The 18897-nt window shown below is 70.0% G+C and carries 16 protein-coding genes and 1 pseudogene; 10 read left to right on the forward strand and 7 right to left on the reverse strand.

From position 1 onward, the window contains the following. Positions 1–80 precede the first annotated feature (80 nt). Together WMF26_RS13290 and WMF26_RS13295 are read left to right on the forward strand one after the other, a co-directional pair. Positions 81–740 carry a hypothetical protein gene (locus WMF26_RS13290; RefSeq protein WP_438000630.1) on the forward strand — a complete coding sequence of 220 codons (660 nt, stop codon included), beginning with the start codon at positions 81–83 and terminating at the stop codon, positions 738–740. Next, positions 730–1161 carry a class I SAM-dependent methyltransferase gene (locus WMF26_RS13295; RefSeq protein WP_438000631.1) on the forward strand — a complete coding sequence of 144 codons (432 nt, stop codon included), beginning with the start codon at positions 730–732 and terminating at the stop codon, positions 1159–1161. Before WMF26_RS13290 ends, WMF26_RS13295 begins: the two co-directional genes overlap by 11 nt. 114 nt (positions 1162–1275) lie before the next feature. Here WMF26_RS13295 and WMF26_RS13300 read toward each other — a convergent pair whose 3' ends face one another. Then, complete coding sequence (locus WMF26_RS13300) at positions 1276–3351, reverse strand: hypothetical protein (RefSeq protein WP_438000632.1); 2076 nt, start codon at positions 3349–3351, stop codon at positions 1276–1278. Between the two features lie 290 nt (positions 3352–3641). On the opposite strand from WMF26_RS13300, the gene WMF26_RS13305 reads away from it, so the two are divergent. The 4 genes from WMF26_RS13305 (at position 3642) to WMF26_RS13320 (ending at position 8977) form a co-directional block, all read left to right on the forward strand. Beyond that, positions 3642–4088, forward strand: a complete 447-nt coding sequence (locus WMF26_RS13305) for a nuclear transport factor 2 family protein (protein ID WP_438000633.1) — start codon at positions 3642–3644, stop codon at positions 4086–4088. A gap of 504 nt (positions 4089–4592) precedes the next feature. Next, entirely contained in the window at positions 4593–6071 is a 1479-nt protein-coding gene (locus WMF26_RS13310) for a protein kinase domain-containing protein (protein WP_438000634.1), read from the forward strand. 21 nt (positions 6072–6092) lie between these two features. After that, complete coding sequence (locus WMF26_RS13315; protein ID WP_438000635.1) at positions 6093–7088, forward strand: hypothetical protein; 996 nt, start codon at positions 6093–6095, stop codon at positions 7086–7088. Positions 7089–7123: 35 nt separating this feature from the next. Beyond that, the gene (locus WMF26_RS13320; protein WP_438000636.1) at positions 7124–8977 is read left to right on the forward strand and encodes an RCC1 domain-containing protein; all 1854 of its coding nucleotides are present in this window, start codon (positions 7124–7126) and stop codon (positions 8975–8977) included. A 148-nt stretch (positions 8978–9125) separates the two neighbouring features. Here WMF26_RS13320 and WMF26_RS13325 read toward each other — a convergent pair whose 3' ends face one another. Further along, positions 9126–10199, reverse strand: coding sequence for a hypothetical protein (locus WMF26_RS13325; protein ID WP_438000637.1), 1074 nt, complete (start codon positions 10197–10199; stop codon positions 9126–9128). 570 nt (positions 10200–10769) lie between these two features. Here WMF26_RS13325 and WMF26_RS13330 point away from each other — a divergent pair. Both WMF26_RS13330 and WMF26_RS13335 read left to right on the forward strand, forming a co-directional pair. Beyond that, a complete protein-coding gene (locus WMF26_RS13330; protein WP_438000638.1) occupies positions 10770–12323 on the forward strand; it encodes an eCIS core domain-containing protein in 1554 nt (517 codons plus the stop codon). After that, complete coding sequence (locus WMF26_RS13335) at positions 12308–12724, forward strand: hypothetical protein (RefSeq protein WP_438002521.1); 417 nt, start codon at positions 12308–12310, stop codon at positions 12722–12724. The genes WMF26_RS13330 and WMF26_RS13335 overlap by 16 nt, the downstream gene beginning before the upstream one ends. Positions 12725–13276: 552 nt before the next feature. On the opposite strand, the gene WMF26_RS13340 is transcribed toward WMF26_RS13335, so the two are convergent. Next, positions 13277–13612: a hypothetical protein gene (locus tag WMF26_RS13340; protein WP_438000639.1), complete on the reverse strand. Its 336-nt coding sequence runs from the start codon at positions 13610–13612 to the stop codon at positions 13277–13279. A gap of 159 nt (positions 13613–13771) precedes the next feature. Between WMF26_RS13340 and WMF26_RS13345 the strand changes: the two genes are divergently transcribed. Continuing rightward, the gene (locus WMF26_RS13345; RefSeq protein ID WP_438000640.1) at positions 13772–15331 is read left to right on the forward strand and encodes an amidohydrolase family protein; all 1560 of its coding nucleotides are present in this window, start codon (positions 13772–13774) and stop codon (positions 15329–15331) included. A gap of 71 nt (positions 15332–15402) precedes the next feature. On the opposite strand, the gene WMF26_RS13350 is transcribed toward WMF26_RS13345, so the two are convergent. Both WMF26_RS13350 and WMF26_RS13355 read right to left on the reverse strand, forming a co-directional pair. Beyond that, positions 15403–15882: a hypothetical protein gene (locus WMF26_RS13350; protein WP_438000641.1), complete on the reverse strand. Its 480-nt coding sequence runs from the start codon at positions 15880–15882 to the stop codon at positions 15403–15405. Positions 15883–16546: 664 nt separating this feature from the next. Continuing rightward, positions 16547–16906 (reverse strand): hypothetical protein, encoded by a 360-nt coding sequence (locus WMF26_RS13355; RefSeq protein WP_438000642.1) that lies wholly within the window; start codon positions 16904–16906, stop codon positions 16547–16549. A 263-nt stretch (positions 16907–17169) separates the two neighbouring features. Here WMF26_RS13355 and WMF26_RS13360 point away from each other — a divergent pair, with 263 nt between their 5' ends. Continuing rightward, entirely contained in the window at positions 17170–17568 is a 399-nt protein-coding gene (locus tag WMF26_RS13360) for a hypothetical protein (protein ID WP_438000643.1), read from the forward strand. A 20-nt stretch (positions 17569–17588) separates the two neighbouring features. Here the strand turns inward: WMF26_RS13360 and WMF26_RS13365 are convergent, their stop codons facing one another. Together WMF26_RS13365 and WMF26_RS13370 are read right to left on the reverse strand one after the other, a co-directional pair. After that, entirely contained in the window at positions 17589–18182 is a 594-nt protein-coding gene (locus WMF26_RS13365) for a cupin domain-containing protein (RefSeq protein ID WP_438000644.1), read from the reverse strand. Positions 18183–18318: 136 nt separating this feature from the next. Further along, positions 18319–18771 (reverse strand): annotated as a pseudogene (locus tag WMF26_RS13370) (SDR family NAD(P)-dependent oxidoreductase); the annotation flags it as partial. Between the last annotated feature and the right edge of the window lie 126 nt (positions 18772–18897).

Genomic DNA, 18897 nt, shown 5'->3' on the forward strand with positions numbered 1-18897 from the left:
TCGACCCATCGACGGATGGTTGTCCGGACGGGCGTGAGCGACGGAACCATCCGAAGGACGCGCCCACGACGGAGGAAGACATGGCGAGAGGACGCACGCAGCGCGCCGCGACCGTCGGCGTCGCCGAGCACGGCAGCTCGGCGGTCCTCGTCACCCTCGCGCCCGGCGGTGAGCTCCTCGATCGCCGGCGCGTCGACCTCACCGATCCCGGTCTGCCGACGCACCCGCATCACCACGAAGGGTCGTGGGCGGTCGGCCGTTACCTCGACAGCCCGTGGGCGCGGCCGATTTCGCTCGCCGACGCCGTGGGGCTCGTCGAGCGCGTGCGCGCGTCCGCCGTGCGCGGCGCTCGCGCGGGCCTCGAGGCGCTGGCCGCGGCGGTGCCCGCGCCGATCGCGAGCATCGCGATCCGCGTGTGTCCCGCGCTGCCGCCGACGACCGAGGAGCGGATCGCCGACAATCGCGCGCAGACCGTCGCCGATTCCGTCATGTACCGCGAGGCCCTCGCGGCCGCCGCCGAGGCGCGCGGCTGGTCCGTGCATTGGTACGACAGCGAGCGCGTGTTTCGCGAAGCGGCGGCGACGCTCGGCCTCGAGGATGTCGACGCTTTCCTGCGCGCGATGGGCCGATCGGTCGGGCCGCCGTGGCAAGCGAAGCACAAGCTCGCGGCGGCTGCGGCGCTCGCGGCACAAGCCTTCAGCCCGCGGCCAGCCCGCAAGGTCGACCCGAATGCCCCGTGAGCTATCGCCCAGACTTGCGGCGATCGTGGAGGCCCTGCCGTTGAGGCCTGGGCTTCGTGTCCTGGAGATCGGTTGCGGCCCCGGCGTCGCGGCGCGCGTCGTCGCCAGGCGGATCGGCGAGGGGCATGTTCTGGCGATCGACCGCTCGGCCAAGGCGATCGCACAGGCGATGGCGGGATCGGCGGTCGAGCTGGCCTCTGGCCATCTTAGCTTTCGCCATGTGGCGATCGAGGAATTCGCGCTGGAGGAGGGGGAGGGGCCCTATGACATTGCGTTCGCTGTTCGGGTTGGCGCGCTCGACGGCCGCCACCCGGAGGCTGGGCATATCGCCAGGCAGCGGATTCGCAGAGCGTTGCGCGAGGGGGGCCGCCTTTACATCGATGGAGGCGATCCGCTTCGTGAGGTCTCCCTCGACGAGTAGTCGAGAACGCCGATCTCGGCAATCGAGCGAGGATTGAACCTCCGCGACGCCGAGACATGGTTTCTCTTGTCCATCCTCATCGGCGCCGGTTAGGACGGACGCCGGACGGGCGCTTCAGCGAGAGACCTCGATGTCATAGCTGGCGAGCTGCTCGCTGAACTCCCCCGGCAGCGCGAGCGACCACGCGGCCTCGCCGAGGCACTGGCGCACCGCCGCGGCATGCCTCCCCGCGAGCCTGACCGCGGGGACGTCGACCACCTCGTCCACCGTGGTCTCGAGCGTGACACGCGCGCTCTTCGGACCCGGCGGGCAGCCGCCGAACGCCTTTTGCAGCGCGGCGCGGAGGTACGCGCGATGGTCGAACGCGCTCCCGCTCCCCGTCGGGCCGCCGTGGCCAAGGCCGCCCCCGAGCCCCTCGTGGGTGCTGGCCCCTCTTCCCGTGCCGCCTCCCAGGCTCACGGTCCTGGGACGCTTTCCGGGCGCGCTCGCGACGTAGCTCGTCACGGGCGAGACGGCGCCGCCGCGGAAGGCGAGGGCTGCCATCTCCGGCTCGGTGAGCGACTCGAGGAGCTCGGAGCCGAACACGAGCGCGGACCAGAGCCGGCCGTGCGCCGGGTCCGGCGTGAACACGCGCCGCACGGGCCGCGCCCAGAGCTCACCGGTCAGCACCGCCCGCGCGGCCCGGCCGCGGTGGAGGCGAAGCAGCTCCAGGCCGTCGCCCTCGGGCAGCTGTTCGCCGAAGGCGACCTGCGAAAGGCCGGCTCCGGGCAACCGCACGTCCAGGCGGTCGATGCGGAGCGGGCGAACCCACTCCTCGTAAACGCGGCGCATGGCGCCGGCGTCGCCGGGCCTGGCGCTCGCGCGCGCCGTCCAGACGAGCCCCCCGGTCGCGCGCACCGGGGCGGCGAAGGGGTGCTCGTTCCGCGTGAGGCCCGGCGCGCCCTCGCCGATGATACCGACGTGCACGAGCGCGCCGCTCTTGAGGATCGCGCCGAGGCGGCGGGGCGTGAGCGCGGAGCGGGTGCGGAGATCGGTGAGCGCGAGGATGCGGCGCGGGAGGCCCGCGGGCGTCGCGGCGAGCAGGGCGTCCGCGCGGGCGAGGGCGTCGTCGAGGCGGCTGCCGTTGCGCCGGGGGAGGACGAGCGTGCCGAGGTCGGCGGCGGCGCGGGCGGCGGGGACGAAGCGGCCGTGGCGCGGGCGGACCTCGCGGTCGAAGGTGAGGACCTCGACGAGGGAGCCGTCGAGATGGGAGAGATAAGCCCGGGCGGCGGCGAGGGCCGCGGCGCCGTCGCGCTCGGGGAGCGAGCGCGAGGCGTCGAGGAGGACGACGACGCGGGCATTGCGCGGCGGCTCGGAGAGGCGGAGCGGAGCGTCGATGCGGAGCGCGACGAGCTCGCGGCCGCTGCCGAGGAGCGAGGAGGAGAAGGCGCCGTCGAGCGCGAGCGAGGGGCGCGGGGCGAGGGCGAGGTCGGTCTCGTCCTGCGCGAGCTGGAAGGTGGCGCCGGGGGAGATGGGCTTCCCGTCGAGGAACAGGCGATCTCCGGGGCGCGCCGCGGAGACCATGACGGTGGCGGCGAGGGTCTCGGTCCCCACGCGCGGCAAGGTGAGGTGATGGCGGCCCTCGCGGTAGGCCGTGGGCAGGCGGAGGGTGTACTCGACGGTCCTGGGCTGGCCGGGCGCGCACGGGAAGGCCTGGAGCGCGAGGAAGCCCTGCGAGCGCCACGAGAGGAGCGCCGTATCCGTGGGAGAGGAGCCCTCGACCCCGGGGAGCGCCATGTACCTCGCGGCGGCGGTCTCGGCCTCCATGAGGTCCGCGCGGCGCCAGAACGGTCGTCCGCCCTTGAGCCCGAGCGAGGCGAGCCCGGTCGCGACCGCGCCTTGCGGTATGTTGAGCAGGAAGAGCGCCTGATCGCGGCGCGGGCCGCCGTTATGCACGGTGCGCTGGACGACGAGCTCGGCGTGCCCGCGGTCGAGGCGGAGCGCGATGCGGTGCTCCTTCTCGACGAGCGCGTTCGTCTCGGTGCCCTCGACGCTGTCGCGGCCATCGGCCCGGGCGCCCGCGGCGGCGAGCAGCAGCGCGGCGCCGGCGAGGACGGCGCCGGCGAGGCGAGGGGGGGCGGTCGGCGCGGCCGCGGGCGCCGGCCGGACGGCAGGGCGGCGGGAGCGCGAACGGGGGCGGACGGGGGGCATGCGAGGGGAGCGACAGTACATCGATGCGACGGTTCCCGCGCGGGGGGCGGACAGGGCGTGCCTCGGGAGGCGCTCCGCCGCCGGGACCGGAGCGCCGGAGCGGCTCGATCTCGGCGCGCCTTCATCGACGGCTACCTCGGGCGGGCTGCCGAAGAGCTCCTGCAGCCTGGAGGAACGACGCGCTTCGCACTACGGAAGGGGTGGCAGAACGCTGCGTCTGCCCGTGAGCGGACACCAGTAAATAATAATTGAAAACAGGCTTTGGCGATGACAAAATGTCGATTTCATCCATGAAGACAGCATTCGTTCCCTTCGCGCTCGCCGGAGCGTTGTCCGCTTGTCAGCCCAATAGACCCGATAGTCCCGAAGAGCTGAAGGCGGTCATCGTGTCGTATTTCGACTGCGTCACCCGGAAGGACTTTGCGCGGATGAAAGCCTTGACGACGCCTGACTTTGTCATCTACGAGAACGGAAAGATCGTGGACAACGACGGCATGATCGAGATCATCAAGGGGTCCCCGATCGCCAAGGCCACTTTCTCGTTGGATGACGTCAGGATCAACGTCGATGTCAGCTCAGGAAGCATGATTTACGTCAATCATGGCAAGTTTGTGAATCATGACGCGAGCGCCATTGAGCGCGACTTTCTGGAGAGCGTGACCTTCAAAAAGGTTGGAAATGAATGGAAGCTCCACTTCGTGCATTCGATGGCGAAAAAAATAGGCTCGATGAATTGAGGTGTAGCGTCTTTCGATACATCTCGGATGCGCCGAGGCGCAGCATTCGCCGCGACGATAGGAGCGGGCTTTCCGACGGGCTGAGCTACGCGGCGCCAGAACGGTCGTCCGCCCTTGAGCCCCAGCGAGGCGAGCGTCCCGCTTCGGACCTCAGTGCGCATCCAGGCCACCATGGGTAGGCAGTCCAGGCGATCTTGTGGATGGTTAGAGATTTCCGTTTCTGCCCCGGACTTCGGCGACCTGCTCTCCCGCCGGAGCGTGCTGCCGCTGAGCGTGATGGCGCCCTCTCGCCAAATGCTGCTGCGGCGCGGCTTCGTCCAGGCCGGCGCTGGAGGCGAGCGTTTCCGGAGAAGACGGATGCGGTCATTCGTTCTCGGAATACTCGGTTCGCGAAACGGGGCGTGACTGGACATCTCGCATTGTCCTGATACCGTAGCGCCGTCGCGTCGTGCTGCGGCGTATTCCTCGCCCGCAGCCCCGAGGGGGGGAGCGCGCTCGAGCGTCATGGAAGCGCTGATTCGTCCGGGGGCCTTGCTGCTCGACAAATACTGCGTGGAGCGCGTCCTCGGGAAGGGGGGAATGGGGGTCGTCGTGGCGGCACGCCACCTCGATCTCGACGAGCTCCGCGCGATCAAGCTCCTGCTGCCCGAGACGGCCAGAGACGCGCACGCCGAGGAGCGATTCCTCCGTGAAGCGCGCGCGGCGGCCCGCCTCAAGGGCGAGCACGCGGTGCGTGTCCATGATTTCGGGCGGCTGCAGACGGGCGAGCTGTTCATGGTGCTCGAGCTCCTCTCGGGCACGGACCTGAAGCAGATCGTGAAGGCGCATGGCCCGCTGTCTGTCGAGGAAGCCGCGACCTACGCGCTCCAGGCCTCGAAGGCGCTCGCCGAAGCGCACGCGCTCGGCATCATCCACCGTGACATCAAGCCGGCCAACCTGTTCCTCGCCCAGCGGCCCGACGGCTCACCGTACGTGAAGGTCCTCGATTTCGGTATCTCGAAGCATATCGCCTCGGACAGCCTGGAGCTCACCGCGACTGGCGCCGTGCTCGGCTCGCCGCTCTACATGTCGCCCGAGCAGATGGTGCGCACGAAGGAGGTCGATCGGCGGAGCGACATCTGGGCGATGGGGGTGTCTCTGTACGAGCTGGTCACGGGCACACTGCCCTTCCGGGCGGACACGCTGACCGAGCTCGTTGGCCGCGTGCTGCAGGAGGATGCCGTCCCGCCGAGCCGATTGCGACCCGGCTTGCCCGCGGAGCTCGACGTCATCGTCGCGCGCTGTCTCCAGAAGCACCCCGAGCATCGATACCAGCGCATCGAGGAGCTCGCCTCCGCGCTGGCAGCGCTCCTCGGCGGGGCGTGGAGAGGGCTTGGATCGCGGCCGGACGTCGCGTCGCAGCCCTCGCTCGCGCCGCCGGCGAGCCCGCCGCAGGCTGCCAATCCGGCGAGCCCGCCGCAGCCCGTGCCGGCGAGCGCGCCGCCGGCGCTCGTCTCGACGGGCTCCGCCTGGGGCCATACCGGCGCGCAGGGCCGGCCGGCGGCCAGGCATCGGGCGCGTGCCCTCGCGAGCGCGGCGCTGGGCGTGAGCGCGCTCGTGGCCTGCGTTTCGTGGCTCGCTCTGTGTGCCGCGCCAGACGGCGTCGAGGTGCCAGCCGCCGCCTCGACGAACCTTCCGGATGCGGAGCCGGACGCCGAGCCTCGGTCGGCTTCGGAGGTCGTCGAGACCGCGCCCTCAGGGGCCGGGGAGCTCGCGAGGTCGTCCTCGCCACCCCCGCCGCCGGTGACGGTCGAGACGCCATCGCCCGCGGGGTCATCCACCTCGAAGGGGGGTCGCAAGCGCCGCCCCGAGAGCGCTCCAAGGCAGACGCCCATGAGCCCGGGACCAGCCCCCGACGAGGCCCCCAGCCGCGTCCCGGAGTCACCTGAAGCCCCGGAAGCAGGCGGCGTCCCGCAAAAAAAGACGCGCGAACCTCTGCGCTGACACAACCCAGGAGAGCAGCTCATGATCAGCCCTGCGTGCTGCGCGCGATCGCCACGCGCGTTCGTCCTTTTTTTGTGCCTGCTCGCGCCCGTCACGGCGCGGGCGCAGCCGGTCACTCCCCAGAGGGAGACCACCGTCCAGGCGCTCTATGAGCAAGCGACGTCGGAGATGGATGCGGGGCGCTACGAGCGCGCGTGTCCCCGGCTCGAGGAGGTGGTCCGCCTCGCGCCCGACGCGCTCGGCGCGAAGCTCACGCTCGGCGAATGTTACGAAGGCTGGGGCAAGCTCGCGAGCGCCTGGTCCCAGTATGTGTTGGTCGAGGGGGAGGCAACCAAGGTCGGGGACCTCGATCGCCAGATGAAGGCCGCCAGCAAGTCCGCCGCGCTGAAGCCGAAGCTCGCGACGCTGACGATCGAGGTCCCCGCGTCCGTGCGGTCCGTCCCCGGGCTGACGATCACGCGCGATGGGTTGCCTGTTCGCGAGGCGCAATGGTCCGTGCCGCTGCCGCTCGATGTTGGCCGGCACGAGATCGTCGTCAGCGGGCGAGGATACAAGACGAGGAAGCAGCAGATCGAGATCGCGGCGGATGGGCACCGGGTCGCCGTGCCCGTTCCGCCGCTCGAATCCTTGACGAGCGCTGGGCCGAGCCCCGAGCGGCCGTGGCAGCGCCCGGCGGCGATCGTCGCGATCGGCCTCGGCGGCGCGGGCCTCGCCGCGGGGGCGGTGCTCGGAGGGCTGGCGATCGCGAGGAACCAGGAGAGCAACGACGGACATTGCAGCGCGCAGGATCGTTGCGACCCGGCAGGGCTCGATCTGCGCCGGCAGGCGGTGGGCCTCGGAAATGGGTCGACCGTCGCGTTGATCACGGGCGGGTTGCTGGCGGCGGGAGGCGCGGTGCTGTTCGTGACGGCGCCCTCGCAGGCGCAGCGCGACGAGCGCGTGCAATCGAGGGGAGCCCGGTGGCGCGCCGAGATCGCGCTGCTCCCGGGCAGCGTGGCGGTTCAGGGGGTGTGGTGATGGAAGCGACGCGAAGAAGGATGGCGGGCGCGACGGTGGCGCTCGTCGTCGCAGCGAGCTGCAACCAGGTGGCTGGCATCCGGGAGGGCCTTCCCGATGGGGGGTGTCGCACGGTAGCCGAGTGCAAGGCCGGCGAGCCGGTCTGCCGCACCGCCGTGGCGTGTCAGGAGGGCGCCTGCGTCTTCGAGGACGCCGCCGAGGGCAAGCCGCTGCCCGAGCAGACCGCCGGCGACTGCGCGCTGCTCGTGTGCGACGGCGCGGGCTCTGCCAAGCAGGTGCCGCTGCCCACGGACGTGCCTGACGACCGGAACGTCTGCACGATCGATGGCTGCGACGGGACGACGCCCGTGCACACCCTGGGCGATTCGGTGCCTTGCTACACGGGCCCTGCAGGGACGGAGGGCGTCGGGGTCTGCCAGGGGGGACTCCAGCGGTGTGATGACCAGGGCAAGCCAGTGGGAAGCTGCGATGGCGAGGTGACGCCCCAGGCGGAGGTATGCGATAGCGGCAGCGGCGACGAGGATTGCGATGGCGACACGAACGAGGACGGCGAGGACTGCGCGTGCGGCGATGGCTGGGTGTCCGCGGGAGCGGGAGAGGAGTGCGATGACGGCGGCACCGTCGACGGGGACGGGTGCTCGGCGAGCTGCGTGACGGAGAGAGTCGTCAAGATTGAGGCGGGGTACCACCATACATGCGTGGTGGCGAACACCGGGCGAATCAAGTGCTGGGGACATAATATTGGCGGGCAGCTCGGGCTAGGTGATACAGTGAACCGCGGCAATCTGGATGGCCAGATGGGCAGCGCGCTGCCGGTAACAGACCTCGGCGCGGATGCAAGGGTCGAATCGCTCGCGATGGGCGTCTCGCATTCGTGCGCGCGGCTGACCAGCGGCGCGGTCAAGTGCTGGGGGAGCAGCGGCTTCGGCGCGCTCGGGCTCGGCACGATCACCTCGCGCGGCGCCGTGGCGAACCAGATGGGCGATCGCCTCGAGGTGGTGAATCTGGGCGGAGTCGCGACTGTGATGGCCGCGGGCCATTCACACACGTGTGCGCTCGTGAGCGACGTGACACGATGCTGGGGCTGGAATCAAAATGGGCAGCTCGGGCTCGGTGATAGAGAAAACCGGAACGTGGCCAATGGCTCCTCCGTGAGCCTGGGTAGCGGCAAGGTAGCCCTCGCGCTCGCCTTGGGCGAGACACACACCTGCGCATGGCTGAGCGGCGGCAGCGTCAAATGCTGGGGGGCCAACGGTGGTGCTGGCCAGCTCGGGCTCGGTGATCCTGTGCCCCGTGGAGACGATCCGAACGAGATGGGCGACAACCTTCGTGCTGTCGACCTAGGGGGTGAGCCCGCCCTGGCGCTCTCAGCGGGGATGCATCATACCTGCGCGTTGCTCACCGATGGCCGCGTCAAGTGCTGGGGCCACAACGCATATGGTCAGCTCGGTGTGGGTGACGCGGGCCATCGCGGCGCAGCCACGAGCCACATGGGGGACAACCTCGACCAGGTGGACGTGGGCGAGGCCGTCACGGCGCTTGCCACAGGTGGGTATCACACCTGCGCGCTGCTCGCCAGCGGTCGCGTCAAATGCTGGGGGCTCAACGATTTCGGCCAGCTCGGCCTGGGTGACATGGCGAACCGCGGTGACGCCACAGACGAGATGGGCGACGCGCTACCCCCGGTCGACCTCGGTGAGGGAGCGAAGGCGGAGGCCATCACCGCTGGCGCGCATCACACCTGCGCGCTGCTGACCGACGGCCGCGTCAAGTGCTGGGGGCGCAACCACGTGGGCCAGCTCGGCCTGGGCGACTCCCTGCCCCGCGGCCACGCGCCAGGTACGATGGGGGACGCCCTCTCTGCGGTGGAGCTCTTCAAGAGCCCCTGACCCATCCATGGATCGCGAGCGGCACCCCCGGCGAGCCGGACCCGCGCCCGGCGCCGGGCTGCCGGGGAGCAACGACAGCAGCGCGCTCGTGGACGTACGAAGCGCTCGGGGCGGATCGGCGTCGTGAGGGCAGGCTTCGGCGCAGGGTCTACGGAAACTCGCGCACCTTGACCGCGCGTGTCGTGCCCGGGTAGGCATCGTTGTAGTGCTCCACCCCATAAAGCAGGATCTCGCCGTCTGGATCCACATAGATCCCGGCCCCTGCGTCGAACGCGCAGTAGCGCTTGTTGCCCGTGGCCGAGCTGCTGCACGACATGTGTCGGCTGGCCACCTTGGTGAAGCTAGGCACGAAGGTCTCGCCGAGGTCCACACGCCACAGGTCGACCCAGTCCTCGTCATACCATTTGTTCCTGTGCGTGCCCGCGACGAAGAGCTGACCGTCGCACTGGGTCACGAGCTGCAGGCCCTGATAATCCGCGCCGCCAAAGGGCGTCGAGGCGCTCGCCTGAGACACCCAGGTGGAGGTCGAGCTGCCGAAGTAGGGCATCGCCGCCTCCGAGGACACGAACACCTCGACGTCGTCCGAGTCGTTGCCAAAGACGAGCGCGAGGTAGCGGCCCGAGGAGAGCAGCGTGAGGCTCGCCGCTCCCGCGTTGACCGTCTGGCCTCGCGCTCGCAAGACCAGCGGGCCCCACTGGGGGTTCGAGGGGGTCGACACCCTGGCGACGCGAAAGCCCGCCGTCGCCTGATCGTCGCTCTTCTCGAACGGCACGATGACGTAATCGCCGTTCACCTGAAGGCCGCCCGAGTGATCGTACGGCATCCCTGAGTCGTCGGGCTGGTAACGCACGATCGCGTCGCTGCAGGACGGGAGCCGGGAGGGAGAAGCGTTCCGACCCAAGAGCCACGGGTTGTTGCTCAGCGATCCGAGGCGCACGACCTCGAAGCCCGGGCGCGCGCCCCCCTGAACCGAGGTCGTCACCAGGAGATAGTTGTAGTCACGCGCGAGCCGCTGGATGCCCTGGTGGTGAATGAGCCCGGTTCCCGTCGTGGGCGCATACGCGCTGCAGGCGTCGCTGCCGCTGCGGTAGGCCATGACATAGCTCGGGTCATAGAGCGCGTTGATGCTGCTGGCGGCATCGTTCACGCAGCGGTTCGTATAGGGGTTCGCGTGGTCCGTGTGGGCCCAGCCCCAGTGGGAGCTCAGCCCCTCGTAGGCCACGCCAATTTCGTCGAGCGCTGGCTCGGCCGTGCTCTCCTCCGTCCCACAGGCGACGAGAGACAGTATGCCCGCTGCTGCTGCAGCGAGCTGCCAGATCCTGGAGTGGAGACTGCGTTCATCAATCTTCATGGAGTCCTCGGCGAGAGAGATGTACCGGGCATGCAAGCAAGTCGGTTGACGTTCACGCGGTTCGTACGTGTTGCAGCGCTCATGCCAGAATGGCGCGCGCGGCGTCTGCCAGGGATTTCTACGAGGCGTCGAGCCCGATCACCCCCGGCGAGCCAGCCGGCGGCGCGCCTCCGCCGAGCTCCAGCGCTCCTCGGCTTCGCGCGACGAGCCACCCCTGCGCGGGTTGAGCAACAACGGCGCAACGGGCTCGCGGCCACCGCGGCTCGGCTGAATGCGTGCCGCGCGACCGTTTCAACCTGAAACGACGGCATTCGCGTCGCCGGCCGATTCGTCCGCGAGGGCGTTGCGTGGGGGCCCGGGCGCTCGCTACACTCAGACGTGAGGGGGACGATGCTGCACCACGCAAGACTCGCGCGCGCGAAGGACCCGTCGACGCCTTCGATGGTCTTCCGTAAGGCCGCCGCGCCCGCGCGGCCCTTCGCGGCGCGGGCGGCCGGCCCGGTGACGCAACCCGACGAGGCCCTTCGGTCGCTCGGCCCCGCGGCGCAGCCCGATCTGGGCGCCCTGTCGCCAGGTGTCGGGCCGGCGGCGGCCGGGCTTTCGGGCCCGGGCAGGCCGCTTCCCGACAGCGTGCGCTCGCACTTCGAGCAGCGCTTCGGCCACGACTTCAGCCGCATCCGCGTGCACGCCGACGCGCGGGCCGACGCCTCGGCGCGCGCGCTCGACGCGCGGGCGTTCACCGTGGGGCACGACATCGCGTTCCGTCGCGGCGAGTACGCCCCCGACTCGCTGGCAGGGCGCAAGCTGCTCGCCCACGAGCTGACGCACGTCGTGCAGCAGGGCGCGGGTGTACGGTCCGCCGGACGCGTCAGCGAGCCGGGCGACGCGGCCGAGCGCGAGGCAGACCGCGCGGCCGAGGCGGTCAGCGCCGGGAGGCATGCGGGGCCGATCGGCGCGGCGCCCTCGGCGATCGCGCGGCAGCCGGCGCCCAAGCAGGGCCCGACGTACATCGACGTCGAGATCATCAGCGGCCCTACCGACTACCCACAGTGGATCGATCGCTCGATCACCGCCGCCGGGTACACCATCTGGCTCAACGGCTTCATGCTGTACGTCGGCAACATGACGCCCGGCGGCCCGGGCATCAAAGTACCCGAATCGGACGTCGACTTTACCATCGACCGCGCGACGCCCATCAACAAGACCATTTACCAGAGTCACGCCGAGGCGAAGGCCGCGGTCGCCGCGGCGCCCAAGCCGGCCGACGGGTCGCACCCCTTCGCGTACTACTGGGGTGCGGGCGGGCTGATCATCGCGCCCACCACGATCTGCCGGGGGTCGGCGCCGAAGACCACCGAGACCATGTGGCAGGCGCGTGTCAATTACGCCAACTACGTGCAGCACGCGCTCGCGGGCGTGGCCTTGGGCATGGTCGCCGGTAAAATCCTCGGCGGCGCCTATAGCTGGGCCCGCGGGGGCGGCGGGGGCAACATCAAGCTGCCGAGGCGCTCGTCCGACGTGAAGTCCGGGGGGGGTGACCAGAGCAAGCCGCCGGCGAAGGTCGACCCGACGGTGAAGCCGCCGAAGGTCGAGGCGCCGAAGGTCGAGACGCCGAAGGTCGAGACGCCGAAGGTCGAAACGCCGAAGACGACGCCGACCGCGAAGGCGCCCGCCGCGCAGACGGGACCGCAGACGGGCCCCGACCTTTTCAAGCAGACGGCCCAGGCGCCCGGCGGGCAGGCCGAAAAGGCCAAGTACTTCGAGACTCACGCCGCGGAGCTCAAGCAGCGGACCGGCTGGACGGCGGACTACACCGGCCAGACGCCCGACGGCGCGCGCGTTTATCACGGCGAGGCGCAATCGAAGGCGCTCGTCATCACGTCGGACGGGCGCGTCATGACCGGGACATGGGGCAAGCACGTGAGTCTCAAGTTCGGCCCCTCGGGGCCCCAGCTTGTCTGCGATTGGAGCTTGCCGGGATGGAAGCAATGGTGACGGACGACCTCGGTGCGCTGGAGGCCGGCCTCCGGTCGGAGGGGTTTCTCGACCGCGAGGTCGCGGCCACGAAGCTCGTCGCCGCCGGCCGCGACGGGGCCCGGGTGCTGGTGCAGGTTGCGACCGATCGAGGCGCGCCGCAGGCGGTGCGCGTCACAGCCCTGCGCCACCTGCCGGCCGACGAAGGGGCAATCGACGCGCTGCGTACGCTGCTCGGCGACGCGCTGCCGGTGCTCCGGGTCGTGGCGCTCGACAAGGTCGAGCAGGCGCGCGCTGCGGCCCTCGCGCCGCTCGTCGAGGCGCTGACGCGCGACCCCGCCACGTTCTGCGACCTCGACGAAGAGATCTCCGTGGCGGACGTCGCTGCGCGCGTGCTCGCGTCGCTCTCGCCTCGAGAGTAGTCCGCCACGTCGCGCCGGCGCGCGACCCCCTTGGGCCTGCTGTCATCGGTCGCGGGTCCGTCCTCTCGGAGGTGCCGCCGCCGTTGTCGGCGATCGGGCCGTACGCGTCGACGGTCATGACGATCGCGGTGCCCGCGAGCACGCTATGAAAACCGCCGCTGTTTCCGGCGGCCGCTCGTCATCGACCGGTGTTTCTGGCGGGATTTCCGTGCGGATGCGGGGCAAGCGGAAGAAACGTTAACTATTTCAATCACTTTCGGCTGTTCTGCCGCCGCGCTAGGCGCCGGTGTGGCCCAACGCGGGCCCAACGAATAGGAGTTTGCGGGACTGCGCCGAGACCTCGCCGTCGCTGCTGCTCAGGCGCAGTCCCGCAAACGCCTATTCGTTGAGGTTGGCGCAGCCGCTCTCCAAGAGCGGCGAGCACCGCGAGGCATCCCTCCCGCTTGAAACAAATCCGTGGCCGCCAATCACCCTCGGCCACTGTCGGCGCGCTCGACTCGCAGGAGATTGCGCGCGCCTATTCGTGATGTGCTCTCGTGCTTACGCCGACGTTCAACGCCCCCGACACGAACCACCCGTGCAGGCGACCTCCAGCGCGGCGTCGCAGACCGTGCAGGAGTTCGGGCCGCAATCGGAAAGGGCGCGCTCGAGCGCTTGCCACTCGGCAGATTCCGCGCCCTCGCGGTTCACCGCCAGCTGACCACAGTAGCCTCCAGGAATCTCCGCGCAAAAGTCGGACACGACGACGCAGTCGTCGTCGGTCTCACAACTCTGATGGGCGTCGAGGAACGCTACCGCACGATCCACCGTTTCCTGGTCACACTCACCCTTGCACCCCAGCACTGCGAAGGCCATGCCAGCAACCGCAACTGCGTTGATCCAAGACATACCGCTCACCTAGGCAAGGGCCGTGCCATTGCTACGCAGCGTGATTCCTCGAGAAATGCCTCACCCTCGCCTCCGCGACTGGCACACCCTGGCACTCTTCCGGGCGCTGGTGTCGGTGATCGTCGCGTCCCGCGTCCGATCGGTGAAGACCGCGGCGAGGTGATCGCCGGCGTTCACCGTTCACCGCCGGCCCCCGCGCCGATCTGGGCCGCGCTCGCCTCCGGCGTAGACGTTGGGCCCGCCGAAAAGTCGAAGGCCCAGCCGGTCATCGGCAGCGTCGGCGCCAATAACACGAACGGGACACTCAAACTGAAGTGGTGCGACTGCCGCGACCACGACACCAACACGCTGGCGGGGCGGCTCCTCCGCGATCTCGACCCGCAGACCGACTGCAACCGAGAGTCCGCAGAGTTCATCTCGCACCCCAAGTGGCTCAATCTCTCCACCAAGGCGAGCGGATCGAGCACCGGCGACAACGGGTGGGCGAACGGAAAGAGCCTTGGCGCCTCGTACACTCTGCCGTTCGACCGCAATCCGGAGCACATCAAGCGGACCGTCGACTGGGACTTCCTCGATCTCGGGGTCAACCACGTGCAGACGACCACCTATAGCCGCCGCGCCCAGGGGGTGCTCTTCAGTCACCTGACCAGCTTTTCCCCGGTGGCCGGGTACAACCAGACCCAGGTCATCGAGTTCGGCAATTACTATTTCTCCGGCAACGCTTCCCTCGTCGCCACGAACAGGCCGATCATCCCGCCCGACGCCATCAACCTGAAAGACAGGTATTTCTGCCCCGAGTGCCCCTTGGGCTTCACCGACCTGTATCAGGCCCATGACCCCGTGATCAACCTGCCCCGGATCTACGTCGCTACGCCCACGGGGTTGGCGCTCGTGTCCGGCCTCAACGCCGACGCGACGAGCCTCTATGCCGACGCCGCCAGCGGGGACGTCAACCTTGTCACCGTCGCCGAGCCGTTCCGGCGGCTCCTCCGCCCGGCGCTGCTCTCGCGCCACGATGCGGAGGCCATGGCGGGCGATCTGGAGCAGGCAGCGCGCGACGGCGCGCGCTCCGTGGTGCTCCGGCCCAACCCGGTGCAGGGCCGCACGCTGAGCGCGCCTGCCCACGCGCGGTTCTGGGCGGCTTGCGAGCACCACGGGATCACCGTGCTCCTCCACGAGGGTACGCACGCGCGCGTCCACGAGGGTACGCACGCGCGCGTCGCCACGGCGGGGGCCGACCGCTTCGAGACGCGGTTCGGCCAGCACGCGTGCTCTCACCCGATGGAGGCGATGATGGCGCTGCTCTCGCTCATCGAGGGCGGCGTCCTCGAGGCCCACCCGACGCTGCGGGTGGGCCTGCTCGAGGCGGGGTGCGGCTTTCTGCCTTACTGGCTCTGGCGGCTCGACCGCGTCGAGTACACGCAGATGCGCGGCGAGGTGCGTCGCCGGGTGCGCCGGCCGCCTTCGGAGTACTTCCAGCGGCAGTGCTGGATCGCGCTCGAGCCCGGCGAGGCGATGCTCGACCAGGTGGTGCGGGAGATCGGCCCTCGGCGGATGGTGTTCGGGACCGATTTCCCCCACCTCGACCACGGCCCCGGGATGCTCGACGAGATGATGGCCCAGCGGATCGCGCTCGGCGATGAGGCGCTGCGGGCTATCCTCTGGGAAAGCCCGTGCGGCTTGCTGGGCGTGGACCCCGGCGCGTGGCCGACCACGTAGGCGTCTGGCGCTGAGGGGGGGCCATCCGTGGGCGTCGCCCGCGCGGCAACGAGCTCAGCATGTCGCACGGCTCACGAGGGAGCGATGATCTGGGGACCGTTCTGCTGGCCGTCGCCGGGCGCGTTGTTCTTGCTTGTCGTCGTATTGTTGTACGACACCGCCTGTGCCTCCAAGCTGCACTGCATGGTGGCTCCGGCGCCGGCCGTCGTCCGCCATTGCCAGTTACCCGCGTTGATGAGAGAGGTGCTGTCCGGCCTCACGTGCAGCCCGCCCGAAGGAAGGGGGACAGAGAGCTCATCCGTGGTCGTGTCTTTCCACCGCGTGTAGAAGTTGCTGTAGGAGTTCTCCATGCCGACCACGAGGCTGATCGAGGTCACGGTCAGGACGTTGGGGCTCTTGTTGGAGATCGAGAGGGAGACGGGGAACCCTTCCCAGTGATCCTGCGCGTCGAGCAAGAACGCCTGAGGTACTGTGGCCGTGATATTGACATTCCCGTCATCGAAGATCGTGAACTGCTTGCTTCCAATGGTTTCCTTGTTGGATACACCCATGTTCTTCCTCCATGTCGTGGCGTGCCTCGCGAGGAACGAGGCGCGGGAGCGCGCGGGGAGCGGCGTTCAGCACGAACGAGCCTCCACCATCCCAGAGCAGCCCTGACGCCGCAACCGCCAGCTCCGGCCTCGGCGTAGCGCGAGGGATTGCAAGTGGGATGCCGCCCGGGTCGGCCCTCAGGGCGCCCGGTACAGGGGCGCTCCCTCCCCAGGATCTACGCGCAGGCGCGTGCGCGCCGCGGCTCGGCTGGTCTCGCGCCGCGCCGGGAGGGGGCGGCGAGGTCTTGCGTCACCAGGTGAAGCGCCGCTTCACCTGGTGACGCAGGGCAGAGCGACAGGCGCTCCCGCGCCCCGCAGGACGGTGGCGCGATCGGCGAGGCGTATGCCGAGCAGGTGCGCGGCGTGCCCCGGCGGAGCACCTCCGGAGCCGGAGAGCTCGAACCTGACGCGGTTCGTCAGGAATGGAAGCTCGAGAGGATAGGACGAGCCGGCCGGATCACGCGAGGCAGAACCGCGCGGGCCACCGACGCGGGCTGGCGATCGGGGATTCGCGGGGCACGAAAATGCCCAAGAAACGAGCACGCCGCTGGCATGCGTCGAGCAACGGGCAGACGTCGGCCAAAGGCACGCGCGGGCGGCACGCCGAGGGACGAGGCCGAGAGGCTCACGCCGCGTCAAACGACGGGTCTCTGGCCCTCGCGATGGGCGGCGGCTCGGTGGGAATGCCGAGATGGGTCAAGATCGCCACGATGGCCTCGCGCTCGGAGATGTCGGCGACGACCCGCCGGCGCCCACCGCACGGACACGCGAGCACATCCTCCAAGTAGACGCGGCGGATGAGGGAAGCCCAATCGATGCGCGCGTAGACGGGCCGGACGATGCCGTCGCCGAGGCTCGTGCGCGCGCTCGCCGGAGGGTGCTGGGTCGCCGCGGGAGGCGGCGCCGTGATGTCGTTGGCGCAGGTCGGTGGCGCCGTCGCGCTCGTCTTCGTCCTCGTCTTCGTCTTCGTCTTCGTCTCCGCCACGGGCTCTTGCCCCGGGGGCGGAAGCGCTCCTCGTCGTCCGCCTCTGCGAGGGGGACGTCGGCCTCGTCGAGGCGCAGAGAGGTGCCGCCGAAGAGCGACATTTGCATGCACGCTTCGAGCGGGGAGAGCTCGGGGACCGCGTTGGAGCGCTCCTCGATCGGCCGGTCGTCGATGAGCTTCCTTCGCCGCAGCCACCGCATCGTGCGCTTCTCGACGCGCGCGGCGACAGCGGCGATGTCGTCGCGCGCGGGCGCAGGGCCCTCGTGGAAGACGACCTCGGGACCGTCCTTTCGCGTGAATACGCCATCGAGCGCAACAACGTGGAAGTGCACGGAGCTTCCGAGGGTGGAGTCGAAGCGTTGCACGAAGGTGACCGAACCGGTCTCGCCGCCGGGCGTGCCACGCGCAGTCGCCTTCTGCTCCTGCCAGCGCGCGATCTCCTCGACGAAGATGCGGCCCGCCGCGGTCAGTGCATCGGGCCGCAGGGCGCACTCCGCCGCCTCCGGCGCATTCACCCCCTCGCGCGTCACCTTCACGGCCTCATCGCGGCGCAGGCGGCGATCGCGGTCGAGAACGCGCTGCTGATCGAGCGGAGCCGCCAGCGGAGCGAGCGGATCGAGGCGGAGCTGATCGAGCGGAGGCGGGCGGAGGAGGCGCGCTGACATCCTCCTCAAAACGCCGCTTACCTGCGCCAGGGCAGGGTCATCTCCTCACCGGTCGGGGTCCAGATCTGCGAGCCGACATGGGTCACCACGATCGCTTCGGTGGGCACCTGGCCAGTGTTGAAGAGCTGATGCTGCACATTGGCAGGAGCGATGAGCGTCGCCGGTGCCTCGAAATCGAGCACCTGATCCCCGATCTGCGCGCGGAGCTTGCCGCGCAGGAGGATGAAGACCTCCTCCACGTCGTGGCGATGGGGTGGGGTGCGCGAGCCGACCGCGATGCTGCTTTGCCAGACCTCGAAGGTCTTGGCGCCCATGCTGGCCGTGGCCACGCCGCGCAGGGTGTTGCCGTTGTTCTCGAAGGACCGCACCCCGGCATGCGGGATCGCGACCGCGAGCGCCTGGCTGGCCGCGGGCGGCTCCTCACCCGGGTGAGAATGCGCGTGGCCGTGCGGATGGCCGTGGTCGTGCGCATGCGCAGGCTGGTCGGCCGCGGGCGTGGCCCGGGCGGAACCCGGAGTCGGAGCCTCGTTCGACGGGCAGCGAGGCGCAGGCGCGCTGCTGGCGCATGCGCCCGTGATGGAGACGAGGAGGGAGATCGCCAGTTGCTTCATGGCACCCATCGTACAGCACCTGGCGCCGATCGATGCCCCGGATCGACGCTCGCCGTCGCGTCGCGCCGGTTCGACGCGCTGACGACGCCGCCCGGACCGAGAGAAAGGCCCACCAAGCGCTGCGCCGCATCGCCGCTGCGAACTTGACCGTGAGCGCGTTGAGCGCCGCCTTCGACACGACGTAGGCAACAAGCGTGTCGGCGTACTCTGTCGTCGCGATGCCGCGCGGCGACCCGAACGAGCCCGCCTCGCTCGAGACGTTGACCACCCGGCCACGGCCGCCCCGCCGCAGCAGCGGGGCGAACGCGCGGATCGTGCGCCACGCCTCGAGCACGGCCGTCTCGAGTGCCGCCCTCGCACCGTCGATCGTCACCTCGAGCGACGGGGGCTGGGGGTCGAAGCCGCCGACCGCGTTGTTCACGAGGGCGTCGAGCCGGCCGAAGCGACGCGCGACCTCGTCCGCGGCGGCGCCCACGCTCGCGTCGCCGTCGCCGTCGCCGTCGAGCGCGAGCGCGTGCACCTCGCCCTCGCGCGCGAGCTCGCCGGCCAGCCCGCGCGCGCGGATAGGACAAGCAAACGCGTTCCGCAAAATCGAGGTTCTCGGCCGTCCCTGACTCGTGCAGTCCGACGGTACGAGCTCATTGACAGAACGGGCCTTATGCGATCAGGCAGGCCTTCCACGCCTGAAACGTCTGGGATTACCGCGACGTAGCAC

Origin of the sequence: Sorangium sp. So ce185 (genome assembly GCF_051526825.1) — a bacterium.
GTDB lineage: Bacteria > Myxococcota_A > Polyangia > Polyangiales > Polyangiaceae > Sorangium > Sorangium cellulosum_D.

What these genes read in the sequence shown, in the direction of transcription:
- WMF26_RS13330 (WP_438000638.1), top strand. Translation starts at nt 10,770, where the DNA reads ATGGTCTTCCGTAAGGCCGCCGCGCCCGCGCGGCCCTTCGCGGCGCGG.
- WMF26_RS13340 (WP_438000639.1), bottom strand. Translation starts at nt 13,612, where the DNA reads ATGTCTTGGATCAACGCAGTTGCGGTTGCTGGCATGGCCTTCGCAGTG.
- WMF26_RS13310 (WP_438000634.1), top strand. Translation starts at nt 4,593, where the DNA reads ATGGAAGCGCTGATTCGTCCGGGGGCCTTGCTGCTCGACAAATACTGC.
- WMF26_RS13300 (WP_438000632.1), bottom strand. Translation starts at nt 3,351, where the DNA reads ATGCCCCCCGTCCGCCCCCGTTCGCGCTCCCGCCGCCCTGCCGTCCGG.
- WMF26_RS13315 (WP_438000635.1), top strand. Translation starts at nt 6,093, where the DNA reads ATGATCAGCCCTGCGTGCTGCGCGCGATCGCCACGCGCGTTCGTCCTT.
- WMF26_RS13350 (WP_438000641.1), bottom strand. Translation starts at nt 15,882, where the DNA reads ATGGGTGTATCCAACAAGGAAACCATTGGAAGCAAGCAGTTCACGATC.
- WMF26_RS13365 (WP_438000644.1), bottom strand. Translation starts at nt 18,182, where the DNA reads ATGAAGCAACTGGCGATCTCCCTCCTCGTCTCCATCACGGGCGCATGC.
- WMF26_RS13335 (WP_438002521.1), top strand. Translation starts at nt 12,308, where the DNA reads ATGGAAGCAATGGTGACGGACGACCTCGGTGCGCTGGAGGCCGGCCTC.
- WMF26_RS13295 (WP_438000631.1), top strand. Translation starts at nt 730, where the DNA reads ATGCCCCGTGAGCTATCGCCCAGACTTGCGGCGATCGTGGAGGCCCTG.
- WMF26_RS13290 (WP_438000630.1), top strand. Translation starts at nt 81, where the DNA reads ATGGCGAGAGGACGCACGCAGCGCGCCGCGACCGTCGGCGTCGCCGAG.
- WMF26_RS13305 (WP_438000633.1), top strand. Translation starts at nt 3,642, where the DNA reads ATGAAGACAGCATTCGTTCCCTTCGCGCTCGCCGGAGCGTTGTCCGCT.